12 protein-coding genes and 2 pseudogenes are annotated in these 15434 nt (G+C 39.1%); all 14 read left to right on the top strand.

Annotated features, from left to right (window positions below; translation table 11 throughout):
* Positions 1-142: 142 nt before the first annotated feature.
* Positions 143-1347, top strand: a pseudogene (locus ODZ84_RS19220) (RsmB/NOP family class I SAM-dependent RNA methyltransferase).
* A gap of 241 nt (positions 1348-1588) precedes the next feature.
* A complete protein-coding gene (locus tag ODZ84_RS19215; RefSeq protein WP_266174005.1) occupies positions 1589-3253 on the top strand; it encodes a GLPGLI family protein in 1665 nt (554 codons plus the stop codon).
* Positions 3254-3571: 318 nt separating this feature from the next.
* On the top strand, positions 3572-5242 hold the full coding sequence (gene asnB / locus ODZ84_RS19210) for an asparagine synthase B (RefSeq protein WP_266174003.1): 1671 nt from the start codon (positions 3572-3574) through the stop codon (positions 5240-5242).
* 169 nt (positions 5243-5411) lie between these two features.
* Positions 5412-6254: a hypothetical protein gene (locus ODZ84_RS19205; RefSeq protein ID WP_266174001.1), complete on the top strand. Its 843-nt coding sequence runs from the start codon at positions 5412-5414 to the stop codon at positions 6252-6254.
* Between the two features lie 139 nt (positions 6255-6393).
* Positions 6394-7797 carry an MFS transporter gene (locus ODZ84_RS19200; RefSeq protein WP_266174000.1) on the top strand — a complete coding sequence of 468 codons (1404 nt, stop codon included), beginning with the start codon at positions 6394-6396 and terminating at the stop codon, positions 7795-7797.
* Between the two features lie 183 nt (positions 7798-7980).
* On the top strand, positions 7981-8856 hold the full coding sequence (locus ODZ84_RS19195; protein ID WP_266173999.1) for a pirin family protein: 876 nt from the start codon (positions 7981-7983) through the stop codon (positions 8854-8856).
* A 142-nt stretch (positions 8857-8998) separates the two neighbouring features.
* Positions 8999-9313: a GNAT family N-acetyltransferase gene (locus tag ODZ84_RS19190; protein WP_323136782.1), complete on the top strand. Its 315-nt coding sequence runs from the start codon at positions 8999-9001 to the stop codon at positions 9311-9313.
* Positions 9314-9391: 78 nt separating this feature from the next.
* On the top strand, positions 9392-10294 hold the full coding sequence (locus tag ODZ84_RS19185) for a pirin family protein (protein ID WP_266173998.1): 903 nt from the start codon (positions 9392-9394) through the stop codon (positions 10292-10294).
* 20 nt (positions 10295-10314) lie between these two features.
* Positions 10315-10853: pseudogene (locus tag ODZ84_RS19180) on the top strand (NADPH-dependent FMN reductase).
* Positions 10854-10867: 14 nt separating this feature from the next.
* A complete protein-coding gene (locus ODZ84_RS19175) occupies positions 10868-11266 on the top strand; it encodes an OsmC family protein (RefSeq protein WP_266173996.1) in 399 nt (132 codons plus the stop codon).
* A gap of 1 nt (position 11267) precedes the next feature.
* Positions 11268-11567, top strand: a complete 300-nt coding sequence (locus ODZ84_RS19170; protein WP_266173995.1) for a GNAT family N-acetyltransferase — start codon at positions 11268-11270, stop codon at positions 11565-11567.
* Between the two features lie 245 nt (positions 11568-11812).
* Positions 11813-13252, top strand: a complete 1440-nt coding sequence (locus ODZ84_RS19165) for a sodium:solute symporter (protein ID WP_266173994.1) — start codon at positions 11813-11815, stop codon at positions 13250-13252.
* 133 nt (positions 13253-13385) lie between these two features.
* Positions 13386-14237, top strand: a complete 852-nt coding sequence (locus ODZ84_RS19160) for a transketolase (RefSeq protein ID WP_266173993.1) — start codon at positions 13386-13388, stop codon at positions 14235-14237.
* 28 nt (positions 14238-14265) lie between these two features.
* Positions 14266-15432, top strand: coding sequence for a hypothetical protein (locus ODZ84_RS19155; protein ID WP_266173992.1), 1167 nt, complete (start codon positions 14266-14268; stop codon positions 15430-15432).
* Positions 15433-15434 lie beyond the last annotated feature (2 nt).

Raw genomic sequence — 15434 nt, 5'->3', positions numbered from 1 at the left:
CCAGTATACCGTAAAGTAATCATTATACCATACTGAACGCCGAGCGGATCTTTTATTCCTGAAACAGAACTTACAATCTTTACTTAAAAAAACATTTAAATTTTCGTACTTTTGCAGATTCAAAACAGCAGAACCCAATTTTATGGAACTTATTCACAGAAATTTAGCCATCGGAATTCACGATGCTTTACAAGAAACATTTTTCGAGAAAAATAAATACGCCGATAAAGTAATTGAAAGACTTTTAAAGGCACACAGAAAATGGGGAAGCCAAGACAGAGCGGTTGTTTCTGAAATTTTCTACAATATCATCCGTTGGAAAAAACGTCTTGAATATTATATGGGAGAAGGCGTAAAGCCTAACAATATCTATAAATTAATCATTGCCTATCTGCTTTGGAGTAAAACTAATTATAAAAAGTTTGAAGAATTCGACGGAATAAAGATCGCCGATATCCTTACAAAACTTAAAAAAAATACCGTTCCTACCAAAGCAATCGAACACTCTATTCCGGAGTGGCTTGCCGAAACGCTGCAAAAGGAATTGGGAGACCAATGGGAAAAGAGATGTATGCTCTGAATGAGCAGGCACCTACCGTCTTAAGAGCCAATTCTCTAAAAACGACCACAAGAGAGCTTATTTCTGATCTTTCCGATGAAAATATTGTCGCTCATCCTATTAAAAACTATCCTGATGCCGTTCAGCTGGAAGAAAAAAAGAATGTTTTTCTGACCACTGCATTTAAAGAAGGATTATTTGAAGTTCAGGATGCTTCGTCACAAAAAATCGGGTATTTCCTTGATGTAAAAGAAGGACAGCGGGTTGTGGATGCCTGTGCGGGAGCGGGTGGCAAAACACTTCATTTGGCAGCTTTAATGGGAAATAAAGGGCAGATCATCGCCTTAGATATTTTTGAATGGAAACTGGCAGAGCTGAAACGCCGTGCCAAAAGAGCCGGAGCTCACAACATTGAAACGCGCATGATCTCTGATAACAAAGTGATTAAAAGACTTCATGAGAAAGCAGACCGACTGCTGATCGATGCGCCATGTTCAGGCCTGGGAGTTTTGAAAAGAAACCCGGACAGCAAATGGAAGATCGATCAGGATTTTATCGACAGAATCAAAAAAGAGCAGCAGCAGATTCTTCAGGATTACTCGAAAATGCTTAAAAAAGGCGGACAAATGGTTTATGCAACGTGCTCCATTCTTCCATCGGAAAATAACGGACAGGTTGAAGAGTTTATTAAGAACAATCCTGATTTCAGAATGATCAAAGAGGAAAAGGTAATGCCGAGCCAGGGCTACGATGGATTCTATATGGCTTTAATTGAAAGAGTTTCTTAGTATAACCATTTTTATTAACAATATTACAGACTACTCTGCTTTCGGGGTAGTCTTTTATTTTCTTACAGTTTAAAAGATTTATTCTGGGGGTGAGAATGCGAGGTCTGTAAACGGCAGTTTAATTCTGCAGCGTAGCTTCTTACAAAAAAACCGCACCCTTATCCTATCAAATTATTTAAAACTGACAAAGTTTGACTGTCTGTAAACTAAAAATTTATCTTTGTAAAAACGATTTTCTATTATGCATCAAAGAATTTTAATAAGTTTCTTTATTCTATTGTTCTATCTGAGTTCTGCGCAGACTTATGAAGTTCAGTACACCAGTTCATACAACGGAAAAGAGGTGACCGGACAAACGCCTACCCTGGTGTGGGCCAACGAAAGAGAAAATTACATCCTTACTAATAAAATCAGGGAACGGAAGGCGGAGTATCCGTTTGAAATAACAAAAGTCGAGAAACCAGCCAATACTGTTATCTCTTTTGCATTTTTAAAACCGAATGAGATCATCTCGGCATCAGATACAGAATCGGTAGGAAAACAGACTTTCGAACTGACAGACGAAACAAAGAAAATCCTGGGCTATACCTGCAAAAAGGCGGTAACTAAAATTAATTCCAACACCATCGAAGTCTGGTATACCAAGGATCTGAAAATAAAAGGCGGACCTTCTGCTCTTGGACAGAACCTGGGCTTCGTCCTTGAAATTGAAAGAAATAAAAATTCAATGATTACTGCCACTTCGATCAGAAAAGTAAAAAAAACGGGTATAGAAAATGTATTGAAAGGATCCATCAGTCCCACTGATCAGTTAGGTTATAAAGACCTGCTATGGAAAAGCAGGTTTACAACATTAAATATTTTCGACCATGAAACGGTTAACTTCTCGGACCAGTCAAAATCCGATGGGAACATAAAAAGATTTGCCAACGGAACCATCATTCTCAAAAAAATCAAATTTCCGAAGATCTCTGAGGGTGAGCTTATCTTTACCGAACTCAGACAACAATCTAATGGAGATGCTTATGACCGGACAGGAACCGTTTTTATTGTTCCGGAAAATACATCACAGTCTTTTTTTGACGGACTTGAAAAAGGAGCTAAGACACTTCCGGTATACGATAATGGAAACGGAAAACAGTATTATGGAATAACCGCTACAGAAAACTACAGTCCCGCCATTGAAATGATGCGCTTCTTTACGGCTTTTGGCATTAATAAGTTTAATCATATTCAGCTGAAAGATAAAAACTGGCAAAGTGTGAGCCCGTACCGTCAGGATATCACAGAGCTGAAACCGTCACTTTCTGAAAAAGAACTCTGGGTAGGCGTATTTATAGGAAATTACGATAAAGGCGGCCATCAGGTAAGTCTGGAAATCACGATCCATAAAAGTGATCAGACCGTCAGCAGAAACAATACGGTGATCCCTTTATTCAACAGCTTAAATATTATGGAAATGGCGGGACAGGACTATTCCACTATGTTCAATAACGATAATGGTTTATCGGTAGAATTCACGTTAAAAAAAGATCTGAAAAGCGCACAGCTGAGATATATCACAACAGGTCATGGCGGCTGGGAAAACGGAGACGAATTCATTCCTAAAACCAATTCTGTTTTTCTCGATGGAAAAATGGCTTATTCTTTTGTTCCCTGGAGGACAGACTGTGGCTCTTACCGTCTTTATAATCCAGCTTCAGGAAATTTCCCGGACGGGCTTTCATCATCAGACCTCAGCAGATCCAACTGGTGTCCCGGAACGGTTACCAACCCCAATTTCATCCCTCTCGGAGACCTCAAAGCAGGCAAACACCGCATTCAGATTAAAATTCCTCAGGGTCTGCCGGAAGGAACAAGCTTCAGTTCCTGGAATGTTTCGGGAGTACTCTTAGGGTCCGAATAAAACAAAACCTTCTCGCAAACTGAATTGCAAGAAGGTAAAAACACAAATGATGAAAAAAAATTATTTCGAACCACAAAGTAAAGCTAAAAATTTCAAATATTAATTATCATAGATTAATAAATATTTGATTTTTATTTCGTATACAGCTGATAATTTCGATTGCAGAGTGAAAAAAATTAACTAAAAACCCATTTTTAACAAAGAATAATTAAAATTATACTACTAAATAATTAATTTGGTTAATTTTTTAAACTAAATTAAAATTTCTGTTGTTAATTTTAAACCACATGTATATTTTTGTTTAAAATAAATGATAATATGTGCGGAATTGTATGCTTGTTTGATGCCAAACAAAAAACAGAAATATTGAGACCTCAGGTTTTGGAAATGTCAAAGAGAATTCGCCACAGAGGGCCTGACTGGAGCGGTGTCTTTCAAAATGAAAAGGTAATTTTCTCCCACGAAAGACTCGCCATTGTAGATCCTACCTCTGGAAAACAGCCGTTATTTTCGAAAGACGGTACCATTGTTTTAGCGGTAAACGGAGAAATATATAACCACAGGGAATTAAAAGAGGAATTTCCGGATTATGAATTTCAGACACAGTCGGACTGTGAAGTTATCCTGGCACTTTACGGGAAATACGGAAAAGATTTTGTAGAGAAACTCAACGGCATTTTTGCCTTCTCACTTTATGACATTAAAAATGACACCTATTTAATTGCCCGTGACCATATGGGAATCTGCCCTCTTTATCATGGCTGGGACAAAAACGGAAATTACTATGTCGCTTCCGAACTGAAAGCACTGGAAGGAATCTGCAAAACGATCGAAACATTTTTACCGGGACATCTTGTATACAGTGAAGATGGCAGCCAGCTTCAGCAGTGGTACACCAGAGACTGGGAGCGCTTTGACCATGTAAAAGATAATGAAACTGATATCTCAAAAATAAGAAAAGGACTGGAAGATGCTGTACACAGACAGTTGATGAGTGACGTCCCTTACGGTGTCCTGCTTTCCGGAGGGTTGGATTCTTCGGTTATTTCTGCCATCACAGCCAAGTTCGCAAGGCAGAGAATTGAAAGTGGAGACACACAGGAAGCCTGGTATCCAAGATTACACAGTTTTGCGGTAGGACTGGAAGGTTCCCCGGATCTGGCCGCCGCTCAGAAAGCAGCTGAACATATCGGTTCTGTTCACCATGAAGTTAACTTTACTGTTCAGGAAGGCCTGGATGCGATCCGTGATGTTATTTACCATCTGGAAACATATGATGTGACGACGATCAGGGCATCTACCCCAATGTATCTTTTAGCAAGAGTGATCAAATCCATGGGGATCAAAATGGTTCTTTCCGGCGAAGGATCCGATGAGCTTTTCGGCGGATATCTTTATTTCCATAAAGCACCGAACGCCAAGGAATTTCACGATGAAACCGTAAGAAAACTGGGAAAACTTCATCTTTATGACTGCCTGAGAGCCAACAAAGCTTTAATGAGCTGGGGCATTGAAGGCCGTGTTCCTTTCCTGGATAAGGAATTTATGGATATTGCCATGACGGTGAACCCTAAGGACAAAATGATCAGTGCTTCTGAAGGAAAAATTGAAAAATGGGTCTTAAGAAAAGCGTTTGAGGATGTACTTCCCGATTCTATCGTATGGAGACAGAAAGAACAGTTTTCTGATGGCGTAGGGTATTCATGGATCGACACTTTAAAAGAGGTGGCTGAAAAAGAAGTTTCTGATGAGGTGATGGCTCATGCGAAATTCAGATTCCCGGTAAATACTCCTCAGAATAAAGAAGAATACCGTTACCGTACAATTTTTGAAGAACACTTCCCGAGTGAAACTTCTGCTGCAACGGTACCTTCCGTACCATCCGTAGCCTGTTCCACTCCTATTGCCCTGGAATGGGATGAAGCTTTCAAAAAAATGAATGATCCAAGCGGAAGAGCGGTGAAAGTGCATGAGACTTCTTATGAATAGTAGTGACGAGTTATAAGTGATGAGTGATGAGTTTTTGTATTGAACTTCTGACCTCTTAGTCAAAATTTATTAATCCTGTAGTGATACAGGATTTTCTTTTGAATTAACGATAACAATATTGTCAGAATTTAACCGTTAATCAAAAATAATATCTAATAAATAATTATATTTGGAAAACGAAAATATCAACTATAAGAAAATGAGAAGAAACCTTACTATTTTATTTGCCTTATTATCTATATCCTTTGCTTTCGGACAGGGAAAGTACGGCAAATATCTTAATTCAAGAAAGCTTGCTTTATCCTATAAAAGTGTGAAGGATGCCGATAAAGATGATTATTATCAGCAGTACTACTGGCTGGTAAAAGCAGAGCAGTTAAAAACCTATCCTCACCTGAAGGATATAAAACCTGTGGTTTTATACGAATTTGTAAAGAAGGTAAATCCTCAGAATCCGACTAAAACATTGGATGAACGTGGAAAAGAACTCAGAAAGACAGCAGAATTATCTTTAGACCAATATTTTAAAAATAAAAATTTTGAGAATAATTCTGTCCTGATGTATAATCTTGAAACCTATGTAGATCCTTCTAAAGGCCAGTATTACACAAAAGTGGACGCTGAAAAAATAAAAGAGCTGGTTCCTAAAGAACTGTTTGCTTTTAACTCGAATAACAGGAACTCCGGTGAAGATAAAACCTATTACCTTTGGATCGACAAGAAAAAAGACGGTTTTCATATTGTAGATATTATTCCTAATGAGAAAGACAATAAAGATTTCTACGCCAGGGTAAAGCAATATCTTCCGAACTATAAATTTTCCAAGTATGTACCTTCGGTAAAAAAAGGGAATAAAACGGATAAGACAGACGTTAATTTTTATTACATCATGCCGTTTGAACAGAATACAGACAATATAGAATACAAAACAGAAGACTTCAAAACGTTCTATCTGAGCCAGTACAGAAAAGCCGGTGATGAATGGAAAGGAGTGGAAAAATCCAGAAAATAAAACTTAAAAGTCCTGTGAAATTTCACAGGACTTTTTTAATTTTATAGAGACTTCTTTATCTAAAAGAATGGACTGTTTTTTGAACAGTAGTCTTTGAACTAAAAAAATCTGGAGTCTTTACGGTTCCAGTAAATGAAAAATGTCAGAAGTAATCTCACAACCCCCTTCAATTAAAAAAATTCTCCCGCTGATTCTGGCCACTGCCATCTTTATGCAGATGCTGGATTCGACGATCCTCAACACTTCCCTGCCTTCTATCGCGAGAGAACTGAACGAATCTCCGCTTAATATGCAGAATGCTATTATCAGCTATGTATTGACATTAGCGGTATTTATGCCGGCAAGCGGATTTCTGGCAGACCGGTTCGGAACAAAAAAGGTCTTTATTTTTTCTTTAATTCTTTTCAGTCTGGGGTCGCTGTTTTGTGCCATGTCCCAAAACCTTACCCATCTTGTTATTTCCCGGGTCATTCAGGGTGTGGGAGGAAGCTTGATGACCCCTGTGGGCAAATTGGCATTAATAAAAACTTTTGATAAAAATGAATTGCTGAAAGCCATGAATTACGCTATTATTCCTGCACTGATAGGCCCTGTTTTAGGTCCTTTGGTAGGAGGTTATATGGTAGATTATCTTTCATGGCACTGGATTTTTTTAATTAACATCCCCATTGGGATTCTCGGAATTGTTTTAGGATTAAAATTCATGCCTGACTATAAATCCGAAAATGTAGATTTCGACTTAAAAGGTTTTCTGATCTTTGCTGCTGCCTCCCTCCTGCTTTCTGTTTCGCTGGAGCTTTTCGGCGATCTTCAGAATACCACACCTGTTTTGGTGATCTTCATTTTAGGCTTTCTTTTTATGTATTATTATTACCGGCACGCCAAAAGAGATAAAAGTCCTATCTTCCCCCTGAACTTATTCCAGGTGAGAACCTTCCGGGTAGGGATCGTAGGAAATCTGGCCACCAGATTAGGAATCAGTGCAGTTCCTTTATTGCTGCCGCTGATGATTCAGATTGCGTATAAACAGTCGGCGGTAACTTCGGGATGGATTATTGCCCCGATGGCCATCACCGCAATGTTCGGAAAATCTTACGTCATTAAAATCCTGGATAAATTCGGATACCGGCAAACCTTAATGACCAATACTTTCATCATCGGGACTTTGATCTGTCTTCTTGCCATTCCTGATATCCATACTTCGTTGTACTGGTTTATCCCGATTATTGCTGTTTTAGGCTTTTTCAACTCGATTCAGTTTACTTCCATGAATACCATTTCGATCGCTGACCTGAGAAACTTCCAGACCAGCAGCGGAAACTCACTTTTAGCCGTAAATCAACAGCTTGCCATCGGTTTCGGAATTGCTTTCGGGCTCATTGTTCTGAAAATATTCGAAAATTCAGATCTTGTCAACGGGGAAGTTCATAACGCGTTCAGAGGCACATTCCTTACTGTGGGCATTTTAACGATTCTTTCCGGGTTTGTATTCAGAAGACTTCATATTTCTGATGGTAAGAATATGCAGTCTAAGGAGGAATAAGAGCGATGAATGATAAGTCTGGGTAGCATTGATCACAAAAATTTCTGATCATACTTCCTTGTATATGGAACGCCAGAAATGGGTTTCAGGCCAATACAAGTTATTGGTTCATTCCTTAATTATCACAGGTCAATGCACCTGATTTTCAGGTGCCGTAAGTTTGTTTCATAAATACACACTATTATGACAACGAAAAAAGTAGAAAAGATAATATCTCCAAAACCCGCTCATTTTGTGGGTGACGGTTTTAGAGTTCATAATTTTATTCCGGGGGTGCATGGATTGGATATGAAAAGAATGGATCCTTTCATCATGCTTGATTATAATTCAAAATTTCATTTTAACGGAACAGATCAGCCACGGGGGGTCGGCGTCCATCCTCACCGTGGTTTTGAAACCGTAACCATAGCTTATCAGGGTCGTGTTCAGCATCATGACAGTGCGGGCGGCGGCGGAATTATCGGTGAAGGCGATGTTCAGTGGATGACTGCTGCGAAAGGCGTTCTTCACAAGGAATATCACGAGACGGAGTGGGCTAAAACAGGCGGAATCTTTCAGATGGTTCAGCTTTGGGTCAACCTGCCTTCCGTGTATAAGATGAGCTGTCCGAAATACCAGGCTATCAAAAATTCGGATATGAGAAAAATTGATCTTAGCGAAAATGGCTTTATCGAATTAATTTCCGGTCAGTATCGGGATCAAAAAGGTCCGGCCTTTACTTTCAGCCCGGTTCATATGATGAATGCAAAACTGAAAAAGGGAGGAAAAGCAGATTTTAGTTTTCCCGGAAGTTTCAATACAGGTGCCCTGATCATAGAGGGGAATGTTATCATCAACGGAGAAGAGAAGGCTCCTGTGAATAATTTCGTTTTATTTAGAAATGAAGGAGAGCTGTTTACCATTGAAGCTACAGAAGATTCGGTGATCTTAATCATCAGCGGAATGCCATTGGAAGAACCTATTTATCCACATGGTCCATTTGTCATGAATTCCAGAGAGGAGATCATGCAGGCCTTTGAAGATTACAATCTGGGAAGATTCGGATATCTGGCAGAATAAGATCAAATTTCACTTATTTCTTTTTCTTAATTTTATATGATGTTCTTCGGGTAATTTCTGCAAAGGCCGGATGTTAGTATCACCACTATGATCAGGACTGAAATGACCTTCCTGAAGAAGACAAAGCATAACAAAAAATATAATGATGAAACCTGAATTTGAGAATATTCCTTTAACACAGACAGAAAACCGATTTGAAATCGAGTTCAACGGACATTCTGCCTTCATCGATTACCGTGAAATAGGAAGTCAGATCGCTTTAAATCATACTGAGGCAGATCTACTGATCTCAGGAACAGGTGCCGCTGCTGCAGTGGTGGAAAAAACCCTCCAGTATATCGGAGATCATCACAGGAAGGCACTTCCTTTCTGTCCGTACATTGTCTCATTCATTAAAAAAAATCCCGAATGGAAACGTGTTGTCGATGAAAGGTTTCACGGATACGATCAACTTTAAATTTCATTAAAGTGTGATACATCGCAGAAAATTTAATTACATTAGCTTAGACAAAATTTTAAAACCATATTATAGATCATGTCAAATATAGGACTTATTATTGAGGAGAAATCAGCAGATATAGGAAACTTTCTGGTGGGCAGGTTATTGCCTTTCCGTGAAAAAAGAGCCGTGGGGCCCTTCGTCTTCATCGACCATATGGGTCCGTCAGAACTGAAAGATTATCAGAATCTTGATGTTCCTCCGCATCCTCATATCGGACTTTCAACATTAACCTATCTCCTGGAAGGATCGATATTTCACAGAGACAGCATCGGCAGTGCTCTTGAAATCAAGCCGGGAGCTGTCAACTGGATGACAGCCGGAAAAGGGGTTGTCCATTCGGAGAGAACTCCTGAATACCTGAGACATTCTGAAAAAAGGCTTCACGGATTTCAGATCTGGGTAGGACTTCCGAAACATCTGGAACAGTCTGAGCCGACTTTTCACCATATCGAAGCCCACGACATCCCGGTTTGGGAAGAAGATGGGATACACTATAAATTAATTGCAGGCGAAGCATTCGGAAAAAAATCTCCGGTCCCTGTTCACAGTCCGTTGTTTTTTATTGAGATTAAAACAAAAGACGCTAAAAAAATCAGCATCGGAAAAGACCTGTATGGCGAAGCGGCCATGTATGTTTTAGACGGAACTGTTACTACGGAAGGAAATACGTATGGCTCCAAACAATTAATGATCGCCAAAGACACCAAACTGTGTGAATTTGATATGAGCGAAAACGGGACCGTTTATCTTTTCGGCGGTGAACCTTTCGATGAAGAACGTTTTATTTTCTGGAATTTTGTAAATTCAGACAGAGCAATGATCCAGCAGGCAAAAGTAAACTGGAATGACCAGAATCACGATGCTTTCCCTCTTGTTCCGGGAGACGAAGAGGACTATGTTCCGCTACCGAAAGCCATTTTAAACAGAAAACCTTAGGCATTACAAATATAAAAAAGATGAAAATATTAGCATTTGCAGGAAGCACCTCTTCTACCTCTATTAACAGGGAACTGGTAAAATTTGTTTTAAAAGATTTTCAGGATGATGAAATTAATTTAATCGATCTGAATGATTTCGACATGCCTGTTTTTTCTGTAGACCGCGAAAAGAAAGGTTTTCCGGATGAAGCTCATGATTTCCTTAGAGTGATCGGGGAATGCGATGTGATCATATGCTCCCTGGCCGAGCACAACAGGTCTTACAGTGCGGCATTTAAAAATGTGTTCGACTGGGCATCAAGAATTGACGTTAAGGTTTTCCAAAATAAACCGATGCTTCTATTATCTACCTCACCGGGAGGCTATGGCGGCGGAAATGTAATGAATACCGCAAAAACATTTTTCCCCAGTTCGGCGCCGATATCAAAGACACTTTTTCCCTGCCTAAATTTTATGAAAATTTTGATTTTGAAAGCGGTGTCATCAATCCTGACCTGCTGAAGGAACTGAAAGATAAGATCGGGAACTTTAAAAATCAGATTAAAACCGAAAAATAATTATATCGACTACAATGGCAGTAACCGTAAAAGCAAGTTTAGGAAAAGAAAAGTACTATACACAAGTGATCGCAGGTGAAAATACCCTGATAACCGACGAGCCCGTCGACAAAGGTGGACAGAATAAAGGATTCAACCCGTTTGAGATCCTGGCAACCTCGCTGGCAAGCTGCACTGCAGCGACATTAAGAATGTATATCGACCGGAAAGAATGGGACGTGGAAAAAATAGATGTGGAAGTGGAACTTGAAAATTTTCCGTTAACAAAACTTGCTGTTTTCAAAAGAAACATTAGCTTTGAAGGAACGAATCTTGATGAGGAAAAGATGAAGAGGCTTCGTACGATTGCGGATGCATGCCCGATCCATAAAATCTTAACAAACGAAATAGAAATTCAAACCAAATTTTCATAATATGACAGAAGTAAAACAAAACAATGACGAGAAACACGGAAGTTTTGAAGCTTTCATAGACGGAACCCGTGCAGGATTAATGACTTATACCTGGGCCGGAGAGGAGCGATTTATTATAGACCATACGGAGGTAGGTGAAGAATATAACGGGAAAGGCGTGGGCAAAGAAATGCTTTTAGCGGCTGTGGATTTTGCAAGAAAAAACGGGAAAACGATTATTCCGCTTTGTCCTTTCGCGAAAGCCACCTTCCAGAAGCATGAGGAGCTCCAGGATGTCTTAGTGAATCAGACTCAGGCTTAGATTTACAGAAGATAAAGGATGTTAAAGCTTACTCTGAATTTTATATTGAGTTCAACAGGTTCAGCATAACATCTTTAATACACGCTGCTTTTTATTAAAACAAAATTTATACCGTGGTCCTGTCTGCCTTACTTAAGCATTTCAGACACAAAATACAAACCTTTCGGAATACAGATCCGGAAGGTTTTTTCTTTTTTGAACAGAACAGAAAAAAACTATATTTGTAAAATTTTAATCGAATAAATATGTCTCCAATTGTATTATTATCCATTATTATCATCTATTTCGCATTGCTGCTCTGGGTGGCTTACAGAACCGGAAAGGGAAGTGATAATGAAAGTTTCTTTATCGGAAACCGTAAAAGCAATTGGATGCTTGTTGCCTTCGGAATGATCGGAACCTCCCTGTCAGGAGTTACTTTCGTAAGTGTCCCGGGAGCGGTGGGAAATGATAAGTTTGGCTATCTTCAGATAACTTTAGGCTATCTCATCGGGTATATCATTATTGCTTATGTGCTCCTTCCCCTGTATTACCGGTTAAAGCTGACATCCATTTACGGCTATCTTCAGCAGAGAATGGGACAGCTCTCCTATAAGTCGGGAGCCTGGATTTTTATTGTTTCAAGACTGGTAGGTGCCACAGCGAGATTATACCTTGTCGTGAATATTTTACAGATTACCATTTTAGACAGTCTGGGAGTTCCGTTTATCGTGACCACACTCATTATTTTAGCAATGATCATCCTTTACACTTACGAAGGCGGTGTAAAGACCATTGTCTGGACCGACACCCTGCAGACTTCCTGTATGCTTTTGGGATTGATTATCTGTACTGTTTATATGCTGAATCATCTAGGGTTGAATGTTGGAGAAAGCTTAACCGCCATGAATGAAAAAGGATACACTAAAATCTTTGATTTTGATCCACATCAAAAAAGTTTCTTTCTCAAACAGATATTGGCCGGAGCTTTTATTACGATTACCATGACCGGAATAGATCAGGAAATGATGCAGAAAAGCTTATCGGTTACCAGGTTAAAAGATTCGCAAAAAAATATGGTAACCCTGGGATTTATCCTGCTTGGCGTAATTTCCCTGTTCCTTTATATGGGTGGTCTTCTGCATCTTTACGGTGCTGAAGAACAGGTAACAAGTGCTGGAGATCAGCTGTTCCCTGATATTGCACTCAATCATATGCCGCCGTTTATTTCCATTATCTTTATCATTGCTTTAATTTCGGCTCTGTTTCCCAGCGCAGACGGTGCCATGACTGCTCTTACCTCTTCTTTATGTATCGATGTTTTCGGAATGAAGGAAAGAAAAGAATGGGATGAGAAGAAAAAGGAAAGATTCAGAAAAAATGTGCATCTGATCGTAGCATTTTCTTTCCTGATTATGGTGGTTATTTTTAAACTCATCAACGATAATTCCATGATCGGGCTGATCCTGAAACTGGCAGGTTTTACATACGGACCTCTGTTAGGACTTTTTGCCTTCGGGATTTTTACGAAATACAAAGTGGAGGATAAACTGGTGCCTTTCGTCTGCATCGCCTCTCCTATCGCTTCTTATTTTATCGATAAATATCAGGAAATTATTTTCGGAGAATTTAAAATCGGTTTAGAACTTTTAATCATCAACGGATTCCTGACATTTATAGGACTCTGGCTGATCAGAAAAAGATAATTTTACATTTTATCTGAAATAAATTAGTATCATATTAATCATACCAACTCAAAATCCGGGTTTCAATCCGGATTTTTGCATTTCCGTAAGCCGGCAAAAAATTGTAAATTCGCATGCAAATAAATCTTATAAAATGAGTAAAAGTATCGAAGAGTTAAAATCTCTTACTACGCAAATCAGAAGAGACATTTTAAGAATGGTTCATGCTGTAAATTCCGGTCACCCGGGTGGAAGTTTAGGTTGTACGGAATACTTCACAGCCCTTTACGGAAAGGTCATGAACTATAATCTTCCTTTCACCATGGAGGGTAAAAATGAGGATCATTTCTATCTTTCGAACGGACACATTTCTCCGGTTTACTATTCTACTTTAGCGAGATTCAACTTTTTTCCGGTAGATGAGTTGCGAACTTTCAGAAAATTAGATTCAAGATTGCAGGGTCACCCTACTACTCACGAAGGGCTTGAGGGAATCAGAATTGCTTCAGGATCTCTTGGACAGGGTCTTTCTGTAGCATTAGGTGTTGCACAGGGCAAAAAATTAGACGGTGACGATTCTTTGGTGTACACCCTTCACGGAGACGGTGAGCTGCAGGAAGGTCAGGTTTGGGAAGCCTTTATGTATGCGGCTGCTAAAAAAGTGGATAATATCATTTCAACCATCGACTACAATGGTCGTCAGATCGACGGAGATACCGATGATGTATTGAGTTTAGGAAATCTTCATGCAAAACTGGAAGCCTTCGGATGGACTGTTCTTGAAGAGAAAAACGGTAATGATCTTGAAGCGGTGATTGCTATTCTGGAAAAAGCAAAAACAGAAACGGGCAAAGAAAAACCTGTCGTTATCATCCTGCATACAGAAATGGGCTTCGGAATAGATTATATGATGGGAAGCCATGCATGGCACGGAAAAGCGCCGAATGATGAGCAATTAGATACTGCATTCAAACAATTATACTTAGAAGCTCCGGCTGATTACTAATATCTTATATCAGATTTATTCAGTTACCATGAAAAAGTTTTTATTGATCTTTTTATTTTTCAGTTTTTTTTCCGGGATTTCCCAGGAAAAGAAAATTTATTTCGACAAAGAAATTGATTATAAAGTCATTGATAAAAACAAGGCTGATGGTTTCCTGAAGACCTATACCGGCAAAAACGGAGAATTTCTGACTAAGATGGCGCTTAAAAACCTGCCTGTCTATTTCTTTACAGACAGGATCGGAACGTCTGCGGTAGATCTGGTCATGAATAACCGTCTCGAAAGTTCAGACCTTTTAATTTCATCTTTGTATTACGGGTTCAGCGGGTATTCACGAGATAAGAAAGACTATGATCTTGAAAGTAAGAAATTAGATACCCGAGAAACGCTATTGGGCATTTCCTGTTCTCATTATTTGCTTACTCTTAAACGGAAAGACCGTGACGAAGGAAAGGAATCTTTTAAAGTCTGTATTGATGATCATTCGGCATATAACAATATTCCTGTTCTTAGCGGACTCATCAGTTTTTTTGATAAGAGTATAAAACTAAAAAGTTCAGGGGTAAAAGGACTCATTTTAAAAGGCGGTCCTGAAAAGACCTATGATACAGAATATTTTGTAGCTACTTCGATAAAAGATTCCAAAGACTTTGTGTATTTTGATCATCTGAAAACGATGATGAGCCAACAGAGAAAACAGGATTCTATCATGCTGGCTCAGCAGAGACAGGAAGAGGAATATAGTAATATGAAAACAGATTCGGTAGTGTATGCAGATTCTGCATTTGTAGATGTAGATACTGCGGCGGCTTTTGCAGATCCTGTACCTGATACTCAAGTTGATTCTTACATTCCGGATTATGTTTCTGAGTACAAAAATGTTCAGAGCGGACCTTCTGACCTGGCCATTCATAATGTGATCAATAAAAATCTTTTGAAAGGCATCCCGAAACACTGTAAGAATTTCGAAACCGAGCTGCCTTCTTTCAGTAATAAGGAGCTGGGCGGTCATCTGAAAAATTATGTCGGTCAGATATGTGACCTGTATCTCACCCAGGCAGATAACCATTCGGTAGGAATCAAAATCACATTGGATGAAATACGGAGGGAAGTTCTCTATCTTAATGAAATTCAGGGGAAACTAGATCAATCTGATAAAAAGAAATTAAACACTTATTTAAAAAATCTCGATTAAAA

Origin of the sequence: Chryseobacterium fluminis (assembly GCF_026314945.1) — a bacterium.
Lineage (GTDB): Bacteria > Bacteroidota > Bacteroidia > Flavobacteriales > Weeksellaceae > Chryseobacterium > Chryseobacterium fluminis.
The sequence above is the reverse complement of the archived record's forward strand: the minus strand, read 5'-3'. Positions and strand labels throughout refer to the sequence as shown.

What these genes read in the sequence shown, in the direction of transcription:
- ODZ84_RS19200 (WP_266174000.1), top strand. Translation starts at nt 6,394, where the DNA reads ATGTCAGAAGTAATCTCACAACCCCCTTCAATTAAAAAAATTCTCCCG.
- ODZ84_RS19175 (WP_266173996.1), top strand. Translation starts at nt 10,868, where the DNA reads ATGGCAGTAACCGTAAAAGCAAGTTTAGGAAAAGAAAAGTACTATACA.
- ODZ84_RS19195 (WP_266173999.1), top strand. Translation starts at nt 7,981, where the DNA reads ATGACAACGAAAAAAGTAGAAAAGATAATATCTCCAAAACCCGCTCAT.
- asnB (WP_266174003.1), top strand. Translation starts at nt 3,572, where the DNA reads ATGTGCGGAATTGTATGCTTGTTTGATGCCAAACAAAAAACAGAAATA.
- ODZ84_RS19170 (WP_266173995.1), top strand. Translation starts at nt 11,268, where the DNA reads ATGACAGAAGTAAAACAAAACAATGACGAGAAACACGGAAGTTTTGAA.
- ODZ84_RS19215 (WP_266174005.1), top strand. Translation starts at nt 1,589, where the DNA reads ATGCATCAAAGAATTTTAATAAGTTTCTTTATTCTATTGTTCTATCTG.
- ODZ84_RS19155 (WP_266173992.1), top strand. Translation starts at nt 14,266, where the DNA reads ATGAAAAAGTTTTTATTGATCTTTTTATTTTTCAGTTTTTTTTCCGGG.
- ODZ84_RS19190 (WP_323136782.1), top strand. Translation starts at nt 8,999, where the DNA reads ATGATGAAACCTGAATTTGAGAATATTCCTTTAACACAGACAGAAAAC.
- ODZ84_RS19185 (WP_266173998.1), top strand. Translation starts at nt 9,392, where the DNA reads ATGTCAAATATAGGACTTATTATTGAGGAGAAATCAGCAGATATAGGA.
- ODZ84_RS19165 (WP_266173994.1), top strand. Translation starts at nt 11,813, where the DNA reads ATGTCTCCAATTGTATTATTATCCATTATTATCATCTATTTCGCATTG.
- ODZ84_RS19160 (WP_266173993.1), top strand. Translation starts at nt 13,386, where the DNA reads ATGAGTAAAAGTATCGAAGAGTTAAAATCTCTTACTACGCAAATCAGA.